The 22,044-nt window shown below is 59.4% G+C and carries 10 protein-coding genes; 9 read left to right on the top strand and 1 reads right to left on the bottom strand.

The window, feature by feature from the left end; translation table 11 throughout:
- The first annotated feature begins 579 nt into the window (after positions 1-579).
- The 7 genes from trpS (at position 580) to M5R41_16470 (ending at position 10,206) form a co-directional block, all read left to right on the top strand.
- Positions 580-1,572: a tryptophan--tRNA ligase gene (gene trpS, locus M5R41_16500; protein MCZ7558002.1), complete on the top strand. Its 993-nt coding sequence runs from the start codon at positions 580-582 to the stop codon at positions 1,570-1,572.
- 2 nt (positions 1,573-1,574) lie between these two features.
- Positions 1,575-2,360: a segregation/condensation protein A gene (locus M5R41_16495; GenBank protein ID MCZ7558001.1), complete on the top strand. Its 786-nt coding sequence runs from the start codon at positions 1,575-1,577 to the stop codon at positions 2,358-2,360.
- Entirely contained in the window at positions 2,329-4,317 is a 1,989-nt protein-coding gene (gene scpB, locus M5R41_16490; GenBank protein MCZ7558000.1) for an SMC-Scp complex subunit ScpB, read from the top strand. Before M5R41_16495 ends, scpB begins: the two co-directional genes overlap by 32 nt.
- Positions 4,314-6,506 (top strand): pseudouridine synthase, encoded by a 2,193-nt coding sequence (locus M5R41_16485; GenBank protein MCZ7557999.1) that lies wholly within the window; start codon positions 4,314-4,316, stop codon positions 6,504-6,506. The genes scpB and M5R41_16485 overlap by 4 nt, the downstream gene beginning before the upstream one ends.
- A 64-nt stretch (positions 6,507-6,570) precedes the next feature.
- Positions 6,571-7,410 (top strand): ABC transporter permease, encoded by an 840-nt coding sequence (locus tag M5R41_16480; GenBank protein MCZ7557998.1) that lies wholly within the window; start codon positions 6,571-6,573, stop codon positions 7,408-7,410.
- Between the two features lie 82 nt (positions 7,411-7,492).
- The gene (locus tag M5R41_16475) at positions 7,493-8,242 is read left to right on the top strand and encodes a hypothetical protein (protein ID MCZ7557997.1); all 750 of its coding nucleotides are present in this window, start codon (positions 7,493-7,495) and stop codon (positions 8,240-8,242) included.
- An 11-nt stretch (positions 8,243-8,253) separates the two neighbouring features.
- Positions 8,254-10,206, top strand: coding sequence for a M1 family aminopeptidase (locus tag M5R41_16470; GenBank protein ID MCZ7557996.1), 1,953 nt, complete (start codon positions 8,254-8,256; stop codon positions 10,204-10,206).
- Positions 10,207-10,243: 37 nt separating this feature from the next.
- Here the strand turns inward: M5R41_16470 and M5R41_16465 are convergent, their stop codons facing one another.
- Complete coding sequence (locus M5R41_16465) at positions 10,244-10,963, bottom strand: polyprenol monophosphomannose synthase (GenBank protein MCZ7557995.1); 720 nt, start codon at positions 10,961-10,963, stop codon at positions 10,244-10,246.
- Positions 10,964-11,497: 534 nt separating this feature from the next.
- Here M5R41_16465 and M5R41_16460 point away from each other — a divergent pair.
- Both M5R41_16460 and M5R41_16455 read left to right on the top strand, forming a co-directional pair.
- Positions 11,498-14,788 (top strand): phospholipase D-like domain-containing protein, encoded by a 3,291-nt coding sequence (locus M5R41_16460; protein ID MCZ7557994.1) that lies wholly within the window; start codon positions 11,498-11,500, stop codon positions 14,786-14,788.
- Between the two features lie 924 nt (positions 14,789-15,712).
- Entirely contained in the window at positions 15,713-21,766 is a 6,054-nt protein-coding gene (locus M5R41_16455; GenBank protein MCZ7557993.1) for an MG2 domain-containing protein, read from the top strand.
- Positions 21,767-22,044: the final 278 nt, after the last annotated feature.

Below are 22,044 nucleotides of genomic sequence, written 5' to 3'. Positions count from 1 at the left end.
TAGTATTGACTAAACGAGTACGGAGAGCGCCCGCCCCCGAAGCCATTGCACAGATTCAGCACATATCGATGATCGGTTGTGGCGTAGGAGTAGGAGAGCATAGAGCGGAGAGCTTAGAGTACGTATGTGCGAAAAAGCGCAATCTGGAATAAGAAACGAGCAGCGGGTAGTATGCGCTGCTCGTACGCCCGGCTTGTACGGACGTGGTCCTTGCTCTCTGCTCTCTGCTCTCTGCTCTCTGCTCTCTGCTCTCTGCTCTCTGCTCTCTGCTCTCTGCTCTCTGCTCTCTGCTCTCTGCTCTCTGCTCTCTGCTCTCTGCTCTCTGCTCTCTGCTCTCTGCTCTCTGCTCTCTGCTCTCTGCTCTCTGCTCTCTGCTCTCTGCTCTCTGCTCTCTGCTCTCTGCTCTCTGCTCTCTGCTCTCTGCTCTCTGCTCCCTGCTCCCTGCTCCCTCCCCTCCGCCGCGAAGGTGTGGCACAGATTTCCGCCGTGCAAGAACAGACCTTTCTCCGTCCGCTTTCCTCGCATAGCCCCGCGTGCGTATCTTTATAGTCTGTTCAATGCCATACCGGTTATTACGACATGACGGACATACAAAGGAATACGATTCTCAGCGGCATGCGGCCGACGGGAAAGCTGCATCTGGGTCACTGGGCCGGAGCCCTGGAAAATTGGGTCGAGCTGCAGGGGATGTACAACAACTACCACCTGGTGGCGGATTATCACGTACTCACCACGTCCCTGGACACAGACGGCATCGCGCAGGACACGATAGATATGGTCATCGACTGGCTGGCCGGCGGTATCGATCCGTCGCGGAGCCCGATTTTCCGTCAGTCGCAGGTCAAGGAGCATACCGAGCTGCATCTGATTTTCTCGATGCTGATCACGAAAAACCGCCTCGAGCGCAATCCGTCCATCAAAGAGCAGGTGCGTGATCTGGAAATCGAAAATGTGACCTACGGACATCTGGGCTACCCGGTTCTGCAGGCGGCGGACATCCTGCTCTACAGGGCCGATCTCGTGCCCGTCGGCGAGGATCAGCTCTCACATGTGGAAATCACCCGCGAAATCGCCCGAAAATTCAATGCCCAATACGGCGAGGTGTTTCCGGAGCCCAGCCATAAGGTCACCAAATTCAGCCGCCTGCCGGGCCTGGACGGCAAGGACAGGAAGATGTCGAAATCCGCGGGCAACACTTTGCTGCTGCAGGATTCGCCGGAAGAGGTGTGGGAAAAACTGCGCAAAGCCCCCACGGACACGCAGAAGATCCGTCGCAACGATCCCGGCAGACCGGACGTCTGCCTGGTGTTCACGTATCATGAAAAATTCAATCCCGCTGAAGTTCCGGAAATCCGCTCCGGCTGCGAATCGGGCGCCCTGGGCTGTGTGGACTGCAAAAAGCGCTGCGCCGCGCGCATAGACGAGTTTCTCGCACCGCATATCGAACGCCGCAAACCCTATGAATCGGATCCCTCGCTGGTGCTGGACATCCTCCGTGACGGCGAAACGCGCGCACGCGCTGTGGCGTCGGAAACGATGCGCGCCGTACGAGACGCCATGAAGCTGGGCTGACCGTGGCGGAATTCAAAATCAGAATACCGGATTTCGAAGGTCCGCTCGACCTGCTGCTGTTTTTTATCAAGCGCGACGAGCTGGACATCTACAACATCCCCATCGCCTACATCACGCAGGAATTCCTCTCCTATATCCGCGTCATGCAAATGCTGGATCTCGAACTCGCAGGCGAGTTCATCGTCATGGCGGCGACGCTCATGCAGATCAAGGCCCGTATGCTCCTGCCCCGCATCGCGGTCGAGGAGGGCGAGGAGGAAATCGATCCTCGCGCCGAGCTGACGCAGCGCCTCCTGGAATACAAGCGCTATAAAGAAAGCGCCATGGAGCTGCAGAAACTCGAGCTCGAACAGCGCGAACGCTATTTCCGTTCGCTGTTCAAATTCGACGTGAAAAAAGCGCCGGTCAGCGAGGATGAGGACGTCCTGGAAGATGTGACCATGTATCACCTCATCAGGGCCTTCCAGAAGGCCATGACGAGCATCCCGGTCAAAACGGTGCATGAAGTCCGCAATATTCCATGGTCCATCGAGGAGCAGGGTGGCTGGCTCATGAAACGCTTCGGCGAACGCAATCGCTACAACTTCCTCGAAGTCATGCGCGAAATGACAGAGAAGATTCAGGTTGTCGTGACCTTCATCGCCCTGCTCGAACTGATTCGGGCGCGGCGCATTCGCGTGGAAATTCACGCGCAGTTCAACGACATAGAAATATTTTATAACGAGACAGAAGAAGAGACGCAGCAGGTTACTCCCGATGCAGAACAACCCGACAGCCACTCCGATTGAGGAGCGTGACGGCGACGACATGGCGACAGACAGCGAAACGATGAACGAGCAGTCCGGGATGCGCGACGATACCGCTTCCGCTTTGGACCGCCCCGCGGAGAGCGACGAGCGGCCCGAAGCAGGCGACGGTCAGGCCGCTTCCGCCCCCGGCACCGAGGAAGGCGCCCCCGCCGCCTCGGAAGCCCCCGATGAAGATGCGGCCGGCGAGGACGAACCCGTCGATCCGGCGGACGACGACGAGCTGCGCGGCATTCTCGAAGCATTGATATTTGCCTCCGACGAACCGCTGACGTTCAAGCAGATCAAGGAATTGCTGGCGCCCGACCAACAGGACGAAAGCGATGAGGAGGCAGGTCCGGGTAAGCGGCGCCGCGGCATCCGTCTCACCATCACCCGCGTGAAACGATGCATCGACACGCTCAACAGCGAGTTCGAGGAAGCCGGACGCGCGTTCCGCATTATCGAGGTATCCGGCGGCTTCGCGTTTCAAACTACCGGAGAGTACGGCGCCTGGGTCGGACGGCTGTTCGCCGAACGTTCGCGGCGTCGCCTGACGCAATCCGCGCTGGAGACGCTCGCCATTATCGCCTTCAAACAGCCGATCAGCAAGCCGGCCATCGAGGGCATTCGCGGCGTCAACGCCGAATATGTCGTGAAATCCCTGCTCGAACGCAATCTCATTTCCATCGTCGGCCGTGAAGACAGCCCCGGCCGTCCGCTGCTCTACGGCACGACAAAGAATTTTCTCAAGCACTTCGGACTCAGCAGCATCAGCGACCTGCCAAAACCGCGCGAGATCGAAGATCTGCTCTCCGCCGAAGACGAGCTGGCCGTCAATCCCATCGATGAAATGGATCCCGGTCAGGCCATGAATCTGACGAAAATGTCCTCACAGGATCTCGAGCGCCTCTTCGACACGGCCCGGCTGCGCAGTGACACGGAAGAAGGAGGGGACGCCGACGATACTGAATCCTCCGATAACCGGGAAAACGAGGCGTCGAATCTTCGCGTCATGCTCGATGTGGATTCGGACGATGTGCTGCCGACGGATACCGCCTCTTCCGGCCCCGACGACCTCCCCGACGATGTCCGTGAGATCGAACAGGATCTGCCCGTCTGGGTGGAGGAAGAAGAGAGCATCGGACAAGATTTCGCAGCGACCGGACCTGCAGCCGTCGGCGACGAGTCGAATGATGAGGAAAACGAAGACTTCGATGACGAAGCGGATGCAGAGAATCACGCCCCGGACAATGAGTCGGATGAAGAAGACGAAGAGTCGGACGACGAGCAGGACGAAGAGGATGACGACTCGGACGACGAGCAGGACGATGACGAAGAGTTCGTTGACGAGCAGGATGAAGAAGACGAAGACTCGGACGACGAGCAGGACGAAGAGGATGACGACTCGGACGATGAGCCGGACGATGACGAAGAGTTCGTTGACGAGCTGGATGAAGAAGACGAAGACTCGGACGACGAGCAGGACGAAGAGGATGACGACTCGGACGATGAGCCGGACAATGACGAAGAGTTCGTTGACGAGCTGGAAGAGGAAGACGAACACTCGGACGACGAGCAGGACGAAGAGGATGACGACTCGGACGATGAGGAAGATGTTGCCTTCGCTGACGAGCAGGAAGCAGAGGATGAGGAAACCGATGAGGACCTTACGGCGAGCGACGATGAGTCACTCGATGCGGATCCCGTCGGTTTTGCGTCGGAGGACGATTTCCTCAGGGAAATCGAGAGCAATCTTCCGGAATTTGACGAAACAGGGTTCGATGCTTCGGACGAAATTCCGGAGGGCGAATCGCCTGCGGATGAGGACGCCTTCGAGACCTTTGAGGATTTCCCGGACGACGACACGAACGAACGACGCGACGATACAGACGACAGTGATGAAAACCCCTTCGACACCGATATGCCGGACGATGCCGGCGATGAGGCGCCCCGATGAGCGAACACAGAAAGCAATCCTCCGGCGGCCCGAAGCGCCGTCCCGGTACCGCCGGATCACACGGTAAAAAACGGAGCACCGATTCCTCGAAACATGCCTCCGGCGATCGCCGCAAATATCGCGGCGGTCCGGAGCAGTCCGGGCGCAAGGGCAAAGCCGCTCATGGCGACGAGACCTTCCGGCGCGATTCGCACGGCGGGGGCGCCGGACGCGGCGATCACTACGGTCGTGCTTCCGCTGAGCGGGTGCACGGGCGTTACGGTCCCACGCCGTCGCGCCACAGCCGGGAAGACCGGCATCCGGGAGACGCCGGCCGCTCCGACGAAACGCATGCGCGTCGCGGTCACAGCGACGGACATTTCCGATACGAACACGACCACGGCATCCCGGCCAACCGCAAACGATACGCGGGCACCGGGAAACGTTACAATGCCACGGCCCAGGCTGGCGGCTCTCCACGAAAGACCACCGGCCGCTCAGACGACACACAGCAAAAAAGCAAACACTCCGGCGGCGGACGCGGCTACGGGCGCAAAGAAGAAGAAAGCCCGCGCAAGCAGGGTGGCTACGGCGAGCACGGCGCTGCCGAACACGGCGGAGAGCGCCGTCCCTACCGCGACGATGCACGGCCGCGCGGAGAGCGCTCCGGCAGCGGACGCAGCTTCGCCCGCAAGGACGAAGAACGCCCGCGTAAGCAGGGTGGCTACGGCGAGCACGGCGCTGCCGAACGCGGCGGAGAGCGCCGTCCCTACCGCGACGATGCACGGCCGCGCGGAGAGCGCTCCGGCGGCGGACGCGGCTACGGGCGCAAGGACGAAGAACGTCCGCGTAAGCAGGGTGGCTACGGCGAGCACGGCGCTGCCGAACGCGGCGGAGAGCGTCGTCCCTACCGCGACGATACAAGGCCGCGCGGAGAGCGCTCCGGCGGCGGACGCAGCTTCGCCCGCAAGGACGAAGAACGCCCGCGTAAGCAGGGTGGCTACGGCGAACGCGGCGCTTCCGATCACGGCGGAGAGCGTCGTCCCTACCGCGACGATGCACGGCCGCGCGGAGAGCGCTCCGGCGGCGGACGCGGCTACGGGCGCAAGGACGAAGAACGTCCGCGTAAGCAGGGTGGCTACGGCGAACGCGGCGCTTCCGAACGCGGCGGAGAGCGTCGTCCCTACCGCGACGATGCGCGGCAGAGCGGCGAGCGTTCCGGCGGCGGACGCGGCTACGCACGCAAAGAAGAAGAACGTCCGCGTAAGCAGGGTGGCTACGGCGAACGCGGCGCTTCCGAACGCGGCGGAGAGCGTCGTCCCTACCGCGACGATGTGCGGCAAAGCGGCGAGCGTTCCGGCGGCGGACGAGCTCACAGTCCCACAAAGCAGCAGACACCGCGCGGAACGGCTCCGAAACGATCCGCGCATTCCCGTATTTCCGGCTCCAAAACCGGCGGCCTCCGTCGCCGAAGCGGCGAGGTGCGCACCGAAGAAGGCGAGATCCGTCTCAACAAGTTTCTCGCCGAGGCCGGCGTGATGTCCCGACGCAAAGCGGATGAACTCATCCGTTCCGGCGTAGTGCGCGTCAACGGAACCGTCGTGACCGAGCTCGGCGTAAAGGTTGACGCATCGAAGGACAACGTGTCCGTGCGCGGCACGCCTGTGTACATTCAGACGCAGCTCGTGTACATCCTGCTCAACAAGCCCAAAGATTGCATCACCACAACGGATGACGAGAAGGGCCGGCGTACGGTCATGGAACTGGTGCCGCCCGAGCCGCGCGTCTTCCCCGTCGGGCGCCTGGACCGCAACACCACCGGCGCCATTCTCCTGACCAACGACGGCGAGCTGGCCAATCAACTGACCCATCCGTCCTTCCATGCGCCGAAAACCTATCTCGCCGAAGTGGAGCAAAAAATGCAGCCGGGCGATGTGGACCGTCTGCGCCGGGGCGTACGTCTCGACGACGGCATGACCGCTCCCTGCGAGGTGGAATTGCTCGATCCGCCGGCCAACAACCATCTCGGCATCGTGCTGCACGAAGGACGCAACCGGCAAGTACGCCGCATGCTGGAAACACTGGGCTATACCGTAAAAAAGCTCGACCGCATCGCGTTCGGAAACCTGACCCTCGAGGGCTTGCGCCGCGGTGCCTGGCGTTACCTCGAAACGGACGAAGTGCGCGCACTGAAGAAACTCGTACGTTAACACGAAACATGTGCGGCTTGAAGGAGTTTCGCACGACAGTGTCACGTCATCTCCCGGAGGATTCATGCTCCTTCTTGTCTGGTACGAACTGCTGAAAACCTACCGCAAGCTGCGCACGTACATCGGCTTCGGGCTCATCGCCGTCCTCATCCCGCTGGTGTACTGGGGACTCGCTGTCGCGGGCGAGGACATGATAGACGGGATCACGCGCGGCTTGCAGCAGAATTTCCTCTTCGTTGGTTCGCTGTTCAACGGCTGGTTCGTTTCCAACATGGTCATGAACTCCCTGTTCGTCCATGTTCCGTTTCTGATTCTGCTCGTCGCGGGTGATGTGTTCGCCGGCGAAGCCACGAGCGGCACGTACCGCCTCATACTCACACGCCCGCCCTCGCGCAACCGCATCTTCGCGGTGAAGGCGTTAAGTTCGATGGTGTACTCCTATTCGCTCGTCGTCTTCCTCGCGCTGGCCAGCGTGCTGCCCGGGCTGCTGCTCTTCGGCGGCGGCGATATGTTCATGATCCGTGAAGAAGGCATGGCAATTCTCCCCATGTCCGAGTTATGGTGGCGTTTTCTGCTTGCCTATTTCCTCGCCGGCTGGTCCATGTGTGTCGTAGCCGCGCTGGGCATGATGTTTTCGACCTTTGTGGAAAACGCCATCGGTCCCATCGTCGGCTCCTTCGCGGTGATCATTCTGTTGTTCATACTCGGCAATCTGCCGTTCGACTTTTTCGAAGCGCTGCGGCCATGGTTTTTCACCACCTACACCGATGTGTGGCGCCGCGCCTTCGACGACAGCATCGATTGGGCGGCGATCGGCGGCGACGCCGGAAAGCTGTTCCTCTTTTTTGCCGTGTTTCTCAGCTCCGCCTGGATTATTTTCCGGAAGAAAGACGTGCTGTCCTGACGCCCGCACCATGCCGCGACAACGGCTGGTCTCGCGCCACTGCCGAGGAAGCGTTTTCCATTCCACAATCACGAAGCGCCGCATGAGCACAACATATCCCGTTCATTCCGAAAGCACATCCATGACACGCGGCGTTCCTCCGGTATACCGCGCCTGCGCGTTGCTGCTGTTTCTCACGCTCGTTATTCCGGCCGTATTGCATGCGCAGGAATCCGAGGCGTGGACGCTGCTCAAAGGGATACAGAGCGACTACGAGCGCATCAACGATTACGTCGTGGATATACAGGCTTCGATGAAGGTGCCGGGGCTGAGCGTCCCGGAAATGGAGGCGACACTGTATTTCAGAAAACCGGACAAGGTGCATGTCGAAAGCGAGCGCTTCGCCATGCTGCCCCGCGACGCGGTGATGTTTCATCCCTCCATGTTCAAACCCGGGGAGTACGATGCGCTGGCGCAGGGCGACGCCGTCATACGCGGCACAAACTGCCGCAAAATCAAACTGCTCGCGAAGTCCGACACAGTGCGCCTGCAGCGCGTCCAATTGTACGTGGATCCGGTCAAACGGGAGATCCTCCGCATGGAGACGGATCCCGGAGAAGCGGCTTCCGCTACGGCGGACTTCACCTATCTGCGGGCAGGGGGGCACACGATGCCCGCCACCATCACCATCGAAATGAAATCCCCGATGAGCATGCGCCGCGCCGGAGTAAAGCCAAAAAACGACACCGGAGAAAAAGAGAAGCCGGCGAAAATCGCGCTCACCTACTCCAACTATCGCATCAACAAGGGCATACCCGACGCCGTGTTTTCTAAAAAGGCAAAGCAGAAGTAAACGGACGCACCATGCATACACCCCGCCGCATCCCGAAGCGCAGCGCGACGCACATGATTCTCACTGTTGTCCTCCTCGTCGCTTGCACGTCCTTGCCCCTTCGTGCGCAAGGCACAGAGGATATTGACGTTCTGCACTATCGCGCGGAACTGCGCATTACTCCGTTTGCGAAAACCCTGGAGGGCAGCGCCGAGGTCACCGTGCGCAATGCCGGCGCCACCCCGCTCTCCGTCATCCCGCTCGATCTGGTGAATATGAGCGTCACCGGCGTTTCAGTCCATCCGGTAAGTGTGCCCCATGCGTACGACGGAACCGTTCTGAGCGTCGAACTTCCGGACGCGGTACTGCCGGGCGATTCGGTCACGCTGCGGATTAGCTATAACGGCACACCCGGCAACGAGGGCGGATCACAGCCCTGGGGTGGCTGTCACTGGGGCGACATCAGCTATTTCATGGGTGTGGGCTTCCGCGCCGCATCGGTGTCTCTCATGCGCTACTGGCTGCCGTCGAACGATGTGCCGCACGACAAGGCGCGTTTCGATGTGACCTTCACGGTGCCCGAGGGACTGGTCGTCGCTGGCACGGGCGTGCTCGCCGGGCGAAGCGACGACGCGGGCTGGAGCAGCTTCCGCTGGGTCGAGCAACATCCGTGCGCGACCTATCTGTTCACCTACGCCATCAGCGATTACGTCGTGATACGGGATACATGGAATGGCATTCCGATGGAATACTACGTGCGCCGCGCGGATTCCCTCCGCGGCGTGTCGTATTTCACCACTGTCGCCGGTATGATGGAGGCCTTCACCCATCGCTTCGGTCCCTACCCTTTCGACAAGGTCGGCTATTGCCTCACTCCTATCGGCTCGATGGAACATCAGACCATGATCAGTTATGCAGATCAACTGTTCCGCACGGAGAGCGTCGCCGGAAGAACCGCCGCGCATGAGCTCGCGCATATGTGGTGGGGCGACTGGGTGACCTGCCGCGATTTCGGTGACGCCTGGCTCAATGAGGGCTTCGCGGTGTTCAGTGAAATGGTGTATGCCGAGTATTTCGGCGGAGAGAGCAAATACCTCGAAGCGGTGAAAACCGCCTCGGAGTACTATCGTCAGTCCATTGTCTCCTTCGAAGGTATGCTCCCATTGCACGATTTCCCGCGTACGGCACCGTCTTCCAATTATCCCTACACCATATACCAGAAAGGCGGGATGGTGCTGGTGATGCTGCGCGACGTCATGGGCGACGATGCCTTTTTCGAAGGATTGCGCGACTACGGTAGGAGACACGCGTACGGCAGCGCTTCGACCGAGGACTTTCAATCCGTGATGGAAGAACATCACGGCTCTTCGCTGCATTGGTTTTTCGATCAATGGGTGTTCAAAGCGGGTTACCCGGTGTACACGGTGCAGCGCGTGCTCGACCCCAGCGGCGCGCCCTTGCGCATCAATCTTCTGCAGACACAAGACACCCTGAAGTATCCGTTGTTCACCATGCCCATGGACGTTGCCATACTGCTGCAAAGTGGTGATACGCTGCGGCGCCGCATCGAAACGGGTGCGAGCGGATATCAGGAAATCGTTTTTACGGACATAGCGGCCAGAGACGTGCGTCACGCAATTCTGGATCCCCGCGGCGTCGTGCTCAAGCATGTAACCTATCGCACCGTCACTTCTATCGAGAATCCCGTCACACTCCCCGCAGGTATGGCCGTCGATGCCGTCTACCCGAATCCCGCCGACGCGTCGGTCACACTGAAGCTGCGCGCGACGTCGTCCACCGCGGTTGAATTGTTGCTGCACGATACTGCGGGTCGTCTGGTGCATACATGGAGTGGAATGGCGCAGTCCGGTACGCAGTCCCTGTTGCTCGACACCTCGGCGCTCACTCCCGGCGCCTACACACTGACCATACAGTCATCCTCAGGCATGGTATCCACAGGCATCATGGTCGCACACCGGAAGTGATGTACGGGGCGCAGCTCCCCGACCTCCCTTTCAGCCCTCAGCGTACCAGGCCGAACATGCTCTGCAGGCGCAGACGCCAGACCATTGTGACGGCTTCGCGAACGATTTTTTTGGACATTTTGGAAATCCCGGCGCGGCGATCCATGAAGATAATCGGGATCTCGTGTATGCGGAAGCCCTTTTTCCAGGCTTTGAAACTCATTTCGATCTGAAAAGAATAGCCGTTGCTGCGCACGCGGTCGAGGTCTATAGCCTTGAGTACTTCGACGCGGAAGCACTTGAAGCCGCCTGTGGCGTCGCGCACCGGAAGGCCGGTGACGATGCGCGTGTACTGATTCGCGAAATAGCTGAGCAGCAGGCGCTTCATCGGCCAGTTGATAACGTTGACGCCCGAGATGTACCGCGAGCCGAGCACGAGATCGAAGCTTTCGATGGCCTGCAGAAAACGCGGCAGCGTGCCCGGATCATGCGAATAGTCGGCGTCCATTTCGAAAACGAAATCGAAGTCATTGGCGATGGCGTATTTGAAACCGGCGACATAGGCCGTTCCCAGTCCCATTTTTCTTTCGCGTTCGAGAATGTGAATGCGCGCATCGCCGCCCATCATGTTCTTGACGGCCGCGGCGGTTCCGTCGGGTGAGTTGTCGTCCACCACCAGCACATGGAGACGCTCATCCTGCCGCAGAATCTCCGGAATGATGCCCTGGATATTCTCCAGCTCATTGTATGTCGGTATGATAACGAGCGCGCGCTGCATGCGGTGTGAACGAGTCCCGAAATTATCGAAAACGGGTAAAGATTAATATGCGGAGAAATCGGCAAAAGGACAAAAGAGTTTCCGGCAGGCGGGCCGCAGAGGATGGAAAACCAACACAGAGACGCAAAGGCGCAGAGGTACGTTTATTCGTTCCTTACAAGTGAAATTCATGTACAAAAAGCAAAGAAATCTCTATTGATCGCTGCAATCCATTGCCAGAAAATGAGTTGCAGAAACATTTTTTCGAGCCAACATTACAAAATCCTCTGTGGTTCTGGCTCGTCCTGGTTAGGAACTGGGGCTTTTGATATCGATCGAGGCAGCCAGCATAATCAACAGGATCGCAGGGATTGGAATGTAACTCCTCCTGCATCTATCCTCAGCGCCTCCGCACCTTTGCGCTGGTCCCTGAGCGAAGTCGAAGGGCTGCGTTACATTCCCCTCCCCCCGAGCGTCAAAAAGGATTGCGGTCAGTATTCCGGGCATGGCGCCCCATTCTCTGGCCTCGTATATTAAAGCTTTCCATCACTTTGAATGAATCTGATCATGCACTACCGCCGCTACCTTTCCGCCGCCGCACTGTTGCTCCTGCTCTCACCGCTCGCTCTGTCGCAAACCGCTTCCAATGTCGTCATCAGCGAGTTCGCCACGCGCGGCGGCAGCATAGGCAATCAGGCGGGAGAGTTCATCGAGCTCTACAATCCGACAGGCAGCCCCATCAGCATGGCGGGATGGCGGCTGGAATATCAGTCGGCCAGCGGATCGTCCTATTCGGTGATGGCCACAGTGCCGCCGGGAACGGTGATCCGCGCCCGCTCCTTCTTCCTCTGTGCGTCCCCCACCTGGGCGGGGACGCCCGTGGCAGACCTGGCGTGGAGCGGCAGCGGCATGGCCGACAACGGCAATATTCGTCTGGTCAATGCGGGGGGACAGGTGATGGACCGGGTGGGCTATGGCAGCGGCAATAATCCGGAAGGACAAGCCGCACCCAATCACGGCACCGATCCCAACGACCATAGTCTGGAGCGGAAAGCAAACGCGACCTCCACTGCGGCGTCGCTCGCCGCCGGAGGAAGCGACGCGCGCGCGGGCAACGGCTGGGACAGCAACAACAACGCGGCGGATTTCGTGCTGCAGAGCAACGGACGCAATCCGCAGAATTCAACCAGTCCTGCGGAGCCGCCCAGCAGCGAGGGCAGCGGGAGCGCAGCCATCCTTCGCGGCGGTGTGAACGCGGGCGACGTGTTCGACCTGCCAATATCCTTCCGTCCGTCGAAAGAATTCACCATTGAAGCGCTCGCCATTGTCGTGCCGGCGGATTTCCCCTGGTCGCGCGACATTGCCGACGTGACGCTGGACGACAACATGCAGGCCGACGCCGAAATCCGTGGCGATACGCTGCTCTTCGCTCGTGTGCAGTTCGCGGCCGACAGCGCGGTGATTACGTTGCGCAACATGACGGCTCCGGGCACAACAGGCAATTATCTCTTCACCGTGCTCACCGGAATGCCGGGCATGCTCATGCCTGTGGAAAAGTCCCCGGCACTGTTCGTGAAAGGCGGCCCCATCCCTATCGCGGAAGCCCGGGCCAATGATACGCAAGGCGTGCCGCTGAAACTCAATGACATCGTGACCGTCAACGGTATCGTCACCGTGGCGAATCAATTCGGTTCCCCTTCGTACATTCAGGATCACACCGGCGGCATCGCGGTGTATGATTTCAATTTCAGCGGGTCCGTTGCCGTCGGAGATGAAGTGACGGTAACCGGCAAGATTACGCATTTCAATGGCCTGACCGAACTCGTGGAAGTGACCGTGGACGCGCGTCCGTCCACCGGCAATGAACTCACTCCGCTGATTGTGCCGTTGCGCGATGTGCTCAACGACGGACTGAACGGCGTCGAGCTGTACGAAAGCATGCTCGTCCGCATCAACGGCGTCACGGTGAACACGCAGGCCTGGACGGTGACCGGCTCGGGCACGAATTACAAACTGAGCGACGGCAGCGCCGAACTCGAAGTGCGCATCGACAACGACGTGGCGCTGGCGAATCAACCCGCTCCGGGTGGCAGCTTCGACATCGTCGGCGTGGTGAGTCAGTTCAAACGCGAGGCGCCTTTCGCGGGCGGCTATCAGTTCATGCCGCGCATGTTGTCGGACGTCATTGCCACGGGTCCGCGCATCGTCACACAGCCCGTGGAGACCGACATTCAGCCGGATCGCGTGAGTATCGGATGGAGCACCGGATTGCCGGCGCTCGCTGCTGTGCGCTACGGTCGTACCTCGGCCTACGAACTTGGGGTGGCGCAGGGAGGCAGCACTCCCGCAACCGAGCAGACGGTAACGCTCGCGGGGCTCGAACCCGCCACGATCTATCGTGTGCAGCCGTTTTCCGTCGGCAGCACCGATACCAGTTTTGCCCAGCCGTTTTACATCAGCAGCGCTTCACGGAATTCGTCCGGCGACATCATCGTCTCCTTCAATCAGAGCGCGGACAATACACTCTATCCGCCGCTGCCCGCGAATTCCGGCGTCAATCTGCTCAATCGCCTGCTCAACCGCATCGACGCGGCGCAGCACAGTATCGATCTGTGCCTGTACAGTCTGAGCGGCCCTCCGGGCGAGGATATCGTGGACCGGCTCATCGCCGCGAAAAATCGCGGCGTCCGTATTCGCGCCATCGTGGAAAGCGACAACAGCAACAGCAACGCCATGGGCCGTTTACGCGCCAACGTCCCGACCATTCAGGATAATTTCGACCGCGTGAACGCCGGCGTCGGCTTGCAGCACAACAAATTCGTTGTCCTCGACGCGCGCGACCGCGGCAGCGATACCGACGACTGGGTGTTGACGGGATCGTGGAATCCCACCGAACCCGGCACCTACGACGACGCACAGAACGTGATCGAGATTCAGGATCAGGCACTCGCTAATACCTTCACGAAGGAGTTCGAGGAAATGTGGGGCGGCAGCGGAGAAACGGCGGTCAGCGACGACTCGCGTTTCGGCGCGCGCAAGCTGGACAACACACCGCATCGCTTCGTCATCGGACCGACGCGGATTCCGGTGGAGCTGTATTTTTCTCCCAGCGACAACGTCAGTTCCCGCATCGTACGTGAGGTACAGCGCGCGACCTCGTCCGTGCTGTTTGCGCTGCTTACCTTCACACGCGACGATATCGCACGCGCCATGCTTGGGCGGCACAACGCCGCCGTGGCCGTGCGCGGTGTCATGGACAACAGCACCGATCAGGGCAGCCGCTACGACTATCTGCTCGGGAACGGTATGGATGTGTGGCTGAAGAAGGGACTGCGCGGCATGCTGCATCACAAGTATCTGCTGGTGAACGCCGGCGACAGAACACCGGGCGCCGCATCCGTACTGACGGGTTCGCACAACTGGTCCAATGCGGCCGAGTTCTCCAACAACGAGAACACGCTGATCCTCCGGGATGCGGACATCGCCGTCCAGTATTTGCAGGAATGGTACAAGCGCTATCGCGATGCCGGCGGCGAGGCGGTGATTGTTCTGGATGCGAAGGATATCCCCACAGCGGCAAGGAGCACCGAACTTCACCCCGCCTGGCCGAATCCGGTTCCGTCCGGCGCAATCTTCACTACCTCGCTGCACCTCCCGGCTGGTGCCGGCTATACACTGTCGCTGCATGACGCACTGGGACGTCGCGTCGCTGTGCTGGAGCAGGGCAATTCGACAGGCATGCTGCGATCTCTGACCATCGGCACTGCGGGCCTTCCGGCAGGCATATATTTCCTCCGCCTGCTCTCCGGTGATGCGGCACAGACGGTGAGCGTCGTGCTTCGATGAGCGGAGAGAGAGAGGAAGGAGTGAAGAGGAAAGAGTGAAGAGTGAAGTGACAGGTGTCATCTTGAGTGTGCCCACGGGTCCACCCGGGCGGATCAGCCTAAGGTGACATCATCGCACCAGCGCGTCAGCAAAACTAATCCTGCTGATGGCTGTGACAGCACGGATTTGGATTAACAATCTGTTGTGAGCAGAGCAGTTCCGCTACTGCGGAAAAGCATGATTTTTTCCGTTACGCACGTGGAAACCAGGTACTGTCTGCAGGACGTCCAGTACAGTGTGCCCACCAGCCCGCAAAGGCGGATACGCCTAAGGCTGACCATTTCGTGGGTGACATTAATTCCCGGGGGTTTCGGCTCGGTCCCTGTGCGTAGCCGAAGGGCAGGCACCGAAAATGGGTCTGTGATCACCGGAGTGCCGGAGCCAGTACGCAGTTTCGACGACCCACAAATGCCGCCGAAGGGACCGGCAACCGGCTCTCACAGCGATTATCGGTCCTTATCCATCGATGTCATTAACAGGCGCCTACAGCACGGTACGCAGATAGAGTTCGCTTATGACCTGGTGATTATCCGCGATTACGACGCCTTCACTCTTTACTCTTTACTCTTTACTCTTTACTCTTTACCCTTTACCCTTTACCCTTTACCCTTTACCCTTTACCCTTTACCCTTTACCCTTTACCCTTTACCCTTTACCCTTTACTCTTTACTCTTTACTCTTTACTCTTTACTCTTTACTCTTTACTCTTTACTCTTTACTCTTTACTCTTTACTCTTTACCCTTTACCCTTTACCCTTTACCCTTTACTCATTACTCATTACTCATTCCCCTCCCCCACACTTCCGGAACAAGATACACATATGCCCTGTATAACCCGACCGTTGTCTGCTGATTTTCTCACCCTTCGTAGCACAGGAGTTTCCCATGTCATCCAACATTCGGCTGACGCTGCTGCTCTGTCTGGCCGCGCCGATGATGTTTTTCGCGACGGACGCATTCAATCCCTACGATGATCTCTGGAGCGCCTTTATGCAGGACGAATATGAAGAACAATGGAAGGCCGTGGACAAGGCGCTTGACGAGGGTCTGCCGAAGTCGGCGCTGGAAATGGTCGAGGCCATTTATCTCAAAGCATCGAAGCAGGGCAACCAGCCGCAACTGATCAAGGCCATCGCCTATCGCGTCGCCTTGCGCGCCGAGACCAATGAGGAGGGAGAGGTCATCCTTGTCCGCGATCTGGAGAAGGAGATTGCGGTAGCAAAGGAACCTTCCCGCTCCATCCTCACCTCCATACTCGCGTCTGTGTACTGGAACTATTATGGGGACAACCGCTGGCGCATCTCGCAGCGTACCGTCGTGGAAGACGCGGCGGACGACGATTTCCGCACCTGGGACGCGGCGCGTTTTTTCGATACCACGCGCGCGTTGTTCCTGGCGTCCATACGCGAAGCGGAACTGCTGCAGAGTGTTCCGGCCGCGAGTTACACGGTCGTGCTTGTGTCGTCGCATGACAGCCGGCTGTACCGTCCGACGCTGTTCGACATTCTCGCCCACCGCGCCATCGATTTTCTGAAAAACGACGAGAAAAATCTTCCGAAGCCGCAGCGGACTTTCGAAGTCAACAACCTCGACGCCCTGCTCCCCTTCGATACCTTCATCGACAGAACATTTACCTCCCCCGATGCCGGGGACGCCAATTACAATGTGATCCTCCTGTATCAGCAGCTGCTGCGCTATCACCGGGGTACCAAAGAAGTGGCGGCGCTGGTGGACCTCGACTTGCAGCGACTGGAATTCGGCAAGCGCATTACGTTTCACGAGGACAAGGACACGACCTATTACAAAGCCGTGCAGGCGCTCTACGACGCGCATAGCGGATCGTCCATTTCCACGCTGGCCGGTGCCGCACTGGCGCAATATCACTTTTCGAAGAACGACTACGTCACCGCCCTTGCACGCTGCGACGCCGAAATCGCGCGCTTTCCGGATTCCCGCGGCGCACAGGACTGCCGGTCGTTGAGAGCGAGCATTCTCAACAAGGAAGCCGGCTTGCAGGTTGAGGACACGCAACTGCCCGGTGTACCTTTCCTGATCAGCGCATCGTTTCGCAACCTCACCGAAATGCATTTCCGCATCGTGCGCATTCCGAATGAGGAATACGGCCAGGAAGGATATCGCTATAGATACGACCTGATCAATCAGTGGCTTTCCACCTACATCGAAGCCGATGCGGTGCAGCGCTGGTCGGTGAAGCTGCCGACAGTGTCGGACTACAAGGCGCATCGCGTGGACGTAGCCGGACCCGCGCTCGGGATGGGAACATATATCATGCTGGCCAGTCCCCGTGCGGATTTTTCCTTGAGCGGAAACGCCATCGCCTATGCCTGGCTGCGCGTTACCCGGCTGTCGCTGCAAAGCAAGGAAGTGGACGGCGACCTCACGCTCTGGGTGAACGACGCATCGGACGGGAGACCGCTGAAGGGTGTGAACGCACAGCTGTTCACCCGCCGCTGGGACTCGCAGAGTGGGAAGCATGAACGCCAGGTCCTCGCGACATCGGTGACCGATGAGAGCGGACGCATCATTATCACCGCCGGGAGATTCAGCGACGGCGTATCGGTGCGATTAACGCAGGGCCGCGATACGCTGAATGTGGAACGCGGATATTACACCTGGCGGAGAGGCCGTGGCGACAGGCAGCGCAGGACGCTGTTCTTCACGGATCGCGCCTTGTACCGGCCCGGTCAGACCGTGCACGTCAAAGGCATCATCATTGACGGAACAGATGAAAAAGCGCAGTTCGCGGTCGTGTCCGGTGCGGGCAGCACGGTGACGTTCTACGACGTCAACGGACAGAAAATTGCCGACACCAAGGTCACGACCAACGAGTACGGGTCTTTCAACACCACCTTCACCGCCCCCGCGGGGGTGCTCACCGGCATGATGCGCATCGCCAACGAGAGCGGAGCGACGCAGATCCGCGTCGAGGAATACAAGCGTCCGAAATTCGAGGCGACGTTCAAACCGGTGGAAGGGAGCTATGCGCTGAACCAGCTTGTCCACGCCAAGGGCCAGGCCACGTCCTACTCCGGCGCGAACGTGGACGGCGCCGAGGTTTCCTGGCGCGTGGTGCGCAAGGTACGCTACCCCTACTGGTACTGGTGGTGGCGTCCGATGCCGCGCGGCGCGGCACAGGAAATCGCGCACGGCCGCACGACCACCGATGCCGACGGCACATTTACCGTGAGCTTCACCGCGCTCCCCGACAAAACGGTAGATAAAAAAGAGCTGCCGGTATTTACCTATGAAATCAGTGCGGATGTGACGGACATCAACGGCGAGACGCACAGCGCGAGCACCACGGTCAGCGCGGGCTATACGTCCCTTGTCCTCGGCATCGGCGTCGCGTCGCAGTTGGACGGCAGTGTGGAACAGGACATTGCCATCACGGCGGAGAATCTTTCCGGCAGTCCGCTTCCAGCCGGCGGCACCGTTCTCGTGGAGCGCTTGCGCGCGCCTGAGCGCATGCCGCGCCGCCGTATTCTTCCCCAGCCCGACACCTGGCTGTTGACACGCGAGGAATTCCTGGAGAGCTTCCCGCGCGACGTGTACGGCGACGAAGGCAACGAAGACACCTGGCAGATCGCCGAGCGCGTGCTGTCGCGCGACTTCGCGACGAATGCGAAGGGCGTGGACTCGCTGCGGCTCGGCAAGCTCGCTCCCGGACGTTATCGCATCAGCGTGAAGGGCAAGGATCCCGGAGGTACCGATCTCGAGACCAAACGTTTTGTAGACGTGTACGCCCCCGCCTCGAAAAGCGTCCCGTACAGTGCCGGCAGTCTGCTCATACCCGTGAAGGTCAGTTGTGCTCCCGGCGAGCAGGCCCGCTTCCTCCTTTCCTCCGCCTACAGCGATGTGCACCTGCTGTATCGCCTGGAGCATCGTGGCAGGACAATAGAGGAGAAATGGCTGACGCTGGACCGCGAGCAGCGGAGTTTCAGCATTCCCGTCACGGAGCAGCACCGCGGCGGGCTCGTCGCGCAGGTGTTTTTCGTGATGGAGTACCGTTTGCATTCCTACACCGTGCCCATCAACATTCCGTGGACGAACAAAGATCTCGTTGTCGAAACCGCGAGCTTCCGCGACAAGCTCAAGCCGGGGCAGCAGGAAGAATGGACATTGACGGTGAAGGGCAAGGAGAAGGACCGCGTTGCAGCCGAAATCCTCGCCACGATGTACGATGCGTCACTGGACGCCATTTATGCACAGGGATGGCCCGCCTTCGCATGGCCGACATTTCTCTATAGCAGTAGCATAGACGCGGCCACCTTCGGAGTACTCTCGGCGCGTCTGCACGCGCCGGACTGGAACAGCAGTGTTTCCGGGTTCTATCAGGATTACGACCGGCTGAATCTCTTTCTGCTCGAGTATCACCGGGGCTTGTACGGCCGCGGTGGCTACAGGATGAAGGACGGGATGGTCAATGAGGATATGCAGATGGCGGCTCCGGCCATGGAAATGAAAATGATGTCCTCGGAGACCGCATTAGTTGCAAAAAAAGGCGAGGCGGACGACGCTGCGGTCCGAGAGGAGGAAGGAACCGAAGATGCGCGCAAGCCCGCGACGGAAGCGATGGACATGGTCAAGGCGCGCACGGATTTCAGCGAAACCGCATTCTTCTTCCCGACTCTGTCCACCGACACTCAGGGCAATGTGGTGTTGCGCTTCACCATGCCCGAGGCCTTGACCAAATGGAAGCTCCGTGTGTTTGCGCACACACCCGATCTTATGACCGGGTCGCTGGAAAAATTCACGGTTACGCAGAAGGAAGTGATGGTCGTGCCCAATATGCCGCGTTTCCTGCGCGAGGGGGACCGCATCACCCTGTCCACTAAAATCACCAATCTTTCGGAGACGGCGCTGACGGGCAATGTTTCACTGCAGTTGCTGGACGCTCTCAGCATGCAGCCGGTGAGCGAACGTTTCGAACTGAGAAACGGCACACAGAGCTTCACCGCCGAGAAAGGTCGAAGCACGACGGCCACCTGGGATGTACGCATTCCGGAAGGCATCTCCGCCGTGACCTATCGCGTGATTGCCAAGGCCGGAGATTATTCCGACGGTGAAGAGATGGCGCTTCCCATTCTCCCCAACCGCATGCTCGTTACCGAGTCGCTGCCCGTCTGGGTTCGGGGCGGAACGACGAAAAGCTTCAGTTTCGACAAACTCCGAAGGAATACTTCGAACACATTGCGACACCATCAGTTGTCGCTGGAGATGACGTCGCAGCCAGCCTGGTATGCAGTGCAGGCGCTGCCGTATCTGATGGAATTCCCCTACGAGTGTTCGGAGCAGGTGTTCAACCGGTATTACGCGAACAGCATCGCGTCGCATATCGCCAACGCGAATCCGAAGATCAAGCGCGTGTTCGAGCAGTGGAAAAATACCGACGCGCTCGTATCCAACCTTGAGAAAAATCAGGACCTGAAAGCCCTGCTTCTCGAAGAAACTCCCTGGGTGATGCAAGGTAAGAACGAGAGCGAGCGCAAGAAGCGCATCGCCCTGCTCTTCGACCTCAACACCATGGCGGACAATCTGGAAAGCGCCATGCGCAAACTCGAGAAGGCGCAGGCGTCCAACGGCGGCTGGCCCTGGTTCCCGGGTCTGCCGGAAGACCGCTACATTTCGCAGTACATCGTCGCCGGCTTTGGCCATCTGAAGGAACTGGGCGTGAACCCGCGTGACGAGCGTATCGGCCGCATGATGCGCCGCGCGGTGAATTTCATCGACGCACGTATGCACAGTGATTACGAGAAGCTGAAAAGCATGCCCGGCTTCGATCCGGAGAAGGACCATCTCGGATATCTCGACGTGCACTATCTCTATGCCCGCAGCTATTTCCTCGATCAGAAGCCGGACAAGAAGTACGACGAGTCCGTGAATTTCTGGTTAACGCAATCACGCCGCTGGTGGCCGAGACGCGGCTTCTTCATGCAGGGCATGATCGCGCTCGGCCTGCATCGCCGCGGCGATAACAAGGTGCCTCCCGCCATCGTCAAGTCCCTGCGCGAGCGCTCGCTGCGCAGCGAGGAGATGGGCATGTACTGGAAACTGGAATCCGGCTGGTTCTGGTATCAGGCCCCGATAGAAACGCAGGCGCTTCTGATCGAGGTCTTCGATGAAGTGGCCAACGACATGGATGCCGTCGAGGAAATGAAAATCTGGCTGCTGCGGCAGAAACAAGTTCAGGACTGGAAGACCACCGTCGCTACGGCCGAGGCCTGCTACGCTCTGCTGCGCCGTGGCAGCGATTTGCTCGCGTCGGACAAACTGGTGGAGGTACAACTCGGCGGCACGACCATCGATCCCGTCGCCATGGGCGCAAAGGTTGAAGCCGGAACAGGCTACTACCGTGTTGATTGGCGCGGCTCCGACATCAAACCGGAGATGGGCGCCGTGACCCTGAAAAAATCGGATCAGGGTATCGCCTGGGGTGCGCTGTACTGGCAGTACTTCGAACAGCTCGACCGCATCACGCCGCACAGCACCCCGCTGAAAATCGAAAAAACGCTGTACCGCCAGAACAACACCGAAAAGGGTGTCGTGCTGGAGCCGATCACCGAGTCCTCACCGCTGCGTGTCGGCGACGTGCTCAAGGCCCGCATCACGTTGCGTGTGGACCGCGACATGGAGTATGTACACATGAAGGACATGCGCGGCTCCGGCCTGGAATTGATCGATCAACTCTCCGGCCACCGCTGGCAGCAGGGCCTGATCTACTACGAGGCACCGCGCGACGCGGCGGTGAATTTCTTCTTCCACTGGCTGCGCAAAGGTGTGCATGTGTTCGAATATCCTCTGCGCGTATCCCACGCCGGCCGCTTCTCCAACGGCATCAGCAGCATTCAGAGCATGTATGCGCCGGAGTTCTCGGCGCATACCGCGGGAGTGGTGGTGACGGTGAAACCACAGAAATAAAAGACCACAGAAATAACAGAAAAAACAGAAAGGAGAGTTTTCCAGCTCTCCTTTTCTGCACGTTCATGTATTCGAGGGTAAGACCGCAAGATTGACAGTGAGCGCCCCCGCGGAACGCAGAACACACAGAAATAGCAGAACACGCAGAAAGGAGAGTTTTCCAGCTCTCCTTTTCTGCACGTTCATGTATTCGAGGGTAAGACCGCAAGATTGACAGTGAGCGCCTCCCGCGGAACGCAGAACACACAGAGAACGCAGAACACGGAACGCAGAACACG

This window comes from Bacteroidia bacterium (genome assembly GCA_027493955.1).
GTDB lineage: Bacteria > Bacteroidota > Ignavibacteria > SZUA-365 > SZUA-365 > JAOSJT01.
The sequence above is the reverse complement of the archived record's forward strand: the minus strand, read 5'-3'. Positions and strand labels throughout refer to the sequence as shown.

Coding starts and splice junctions, on each gene's coding strand:
- M5R41_16470 (MCZ7557996.1), top strand. CDS start 8,254: ATGCATACACCCCGCCGCATCCCGAAGCGCAGCGCGACGCACATGATT.
- M5R41_16475 (MCZ7557997.1), top strand. CDS start 7,493: ATGAGCACAACATATCCCGTTCATTCCGAAAGCACATCCATGACACGC.
- M5R41_16460 (MCZ7557994.1), top strand. CDS start 11,498: ATGAATCTGATCATGCACTACCGCCGCTACCTTTCCGCCGCCGCACTG.
- M5R41_16485 (MCZ7557999.1), top strand. CDS start 4,314: ATGAGCGAACACAGAAAGCAATCCTCCGGCGGCCCGAAGCGCCGTCCC.
- M5R41_16465 (MCZ7557995.1), bottom strand. CDS start 10,963: ATGCAGCGCGCGCTCGTTATCATACCGACATACAATGAGCTGGAGAAT.
- trpS (MCZ7558002.1), top strand. CDS start 580: ATGACGGACATACAAAGGAATACGATTCTCAGCGGCATGCGGCCGACG.
- M5R41_16480 (MCZ7557998.1), top strand. CDS start 6,571: ATGCTCCTTCTTGTCTGGTACGAACTGCTGAAAACCTACCGCAAGCTG.
- scpB (MCZ7558000.1), top strand. CDS start 2,329: ATGCAGAACAACCCGACAGCCACTCCGATTGAGGAGCGTGACGGCGAC.
- M5R41_16455 (MCZ7557993.1), top strand. CDS start 15,713: ATGTCATCCAACATTCGGCTGACGCTGCTGCTCTGTCTGGCCGCGCCG.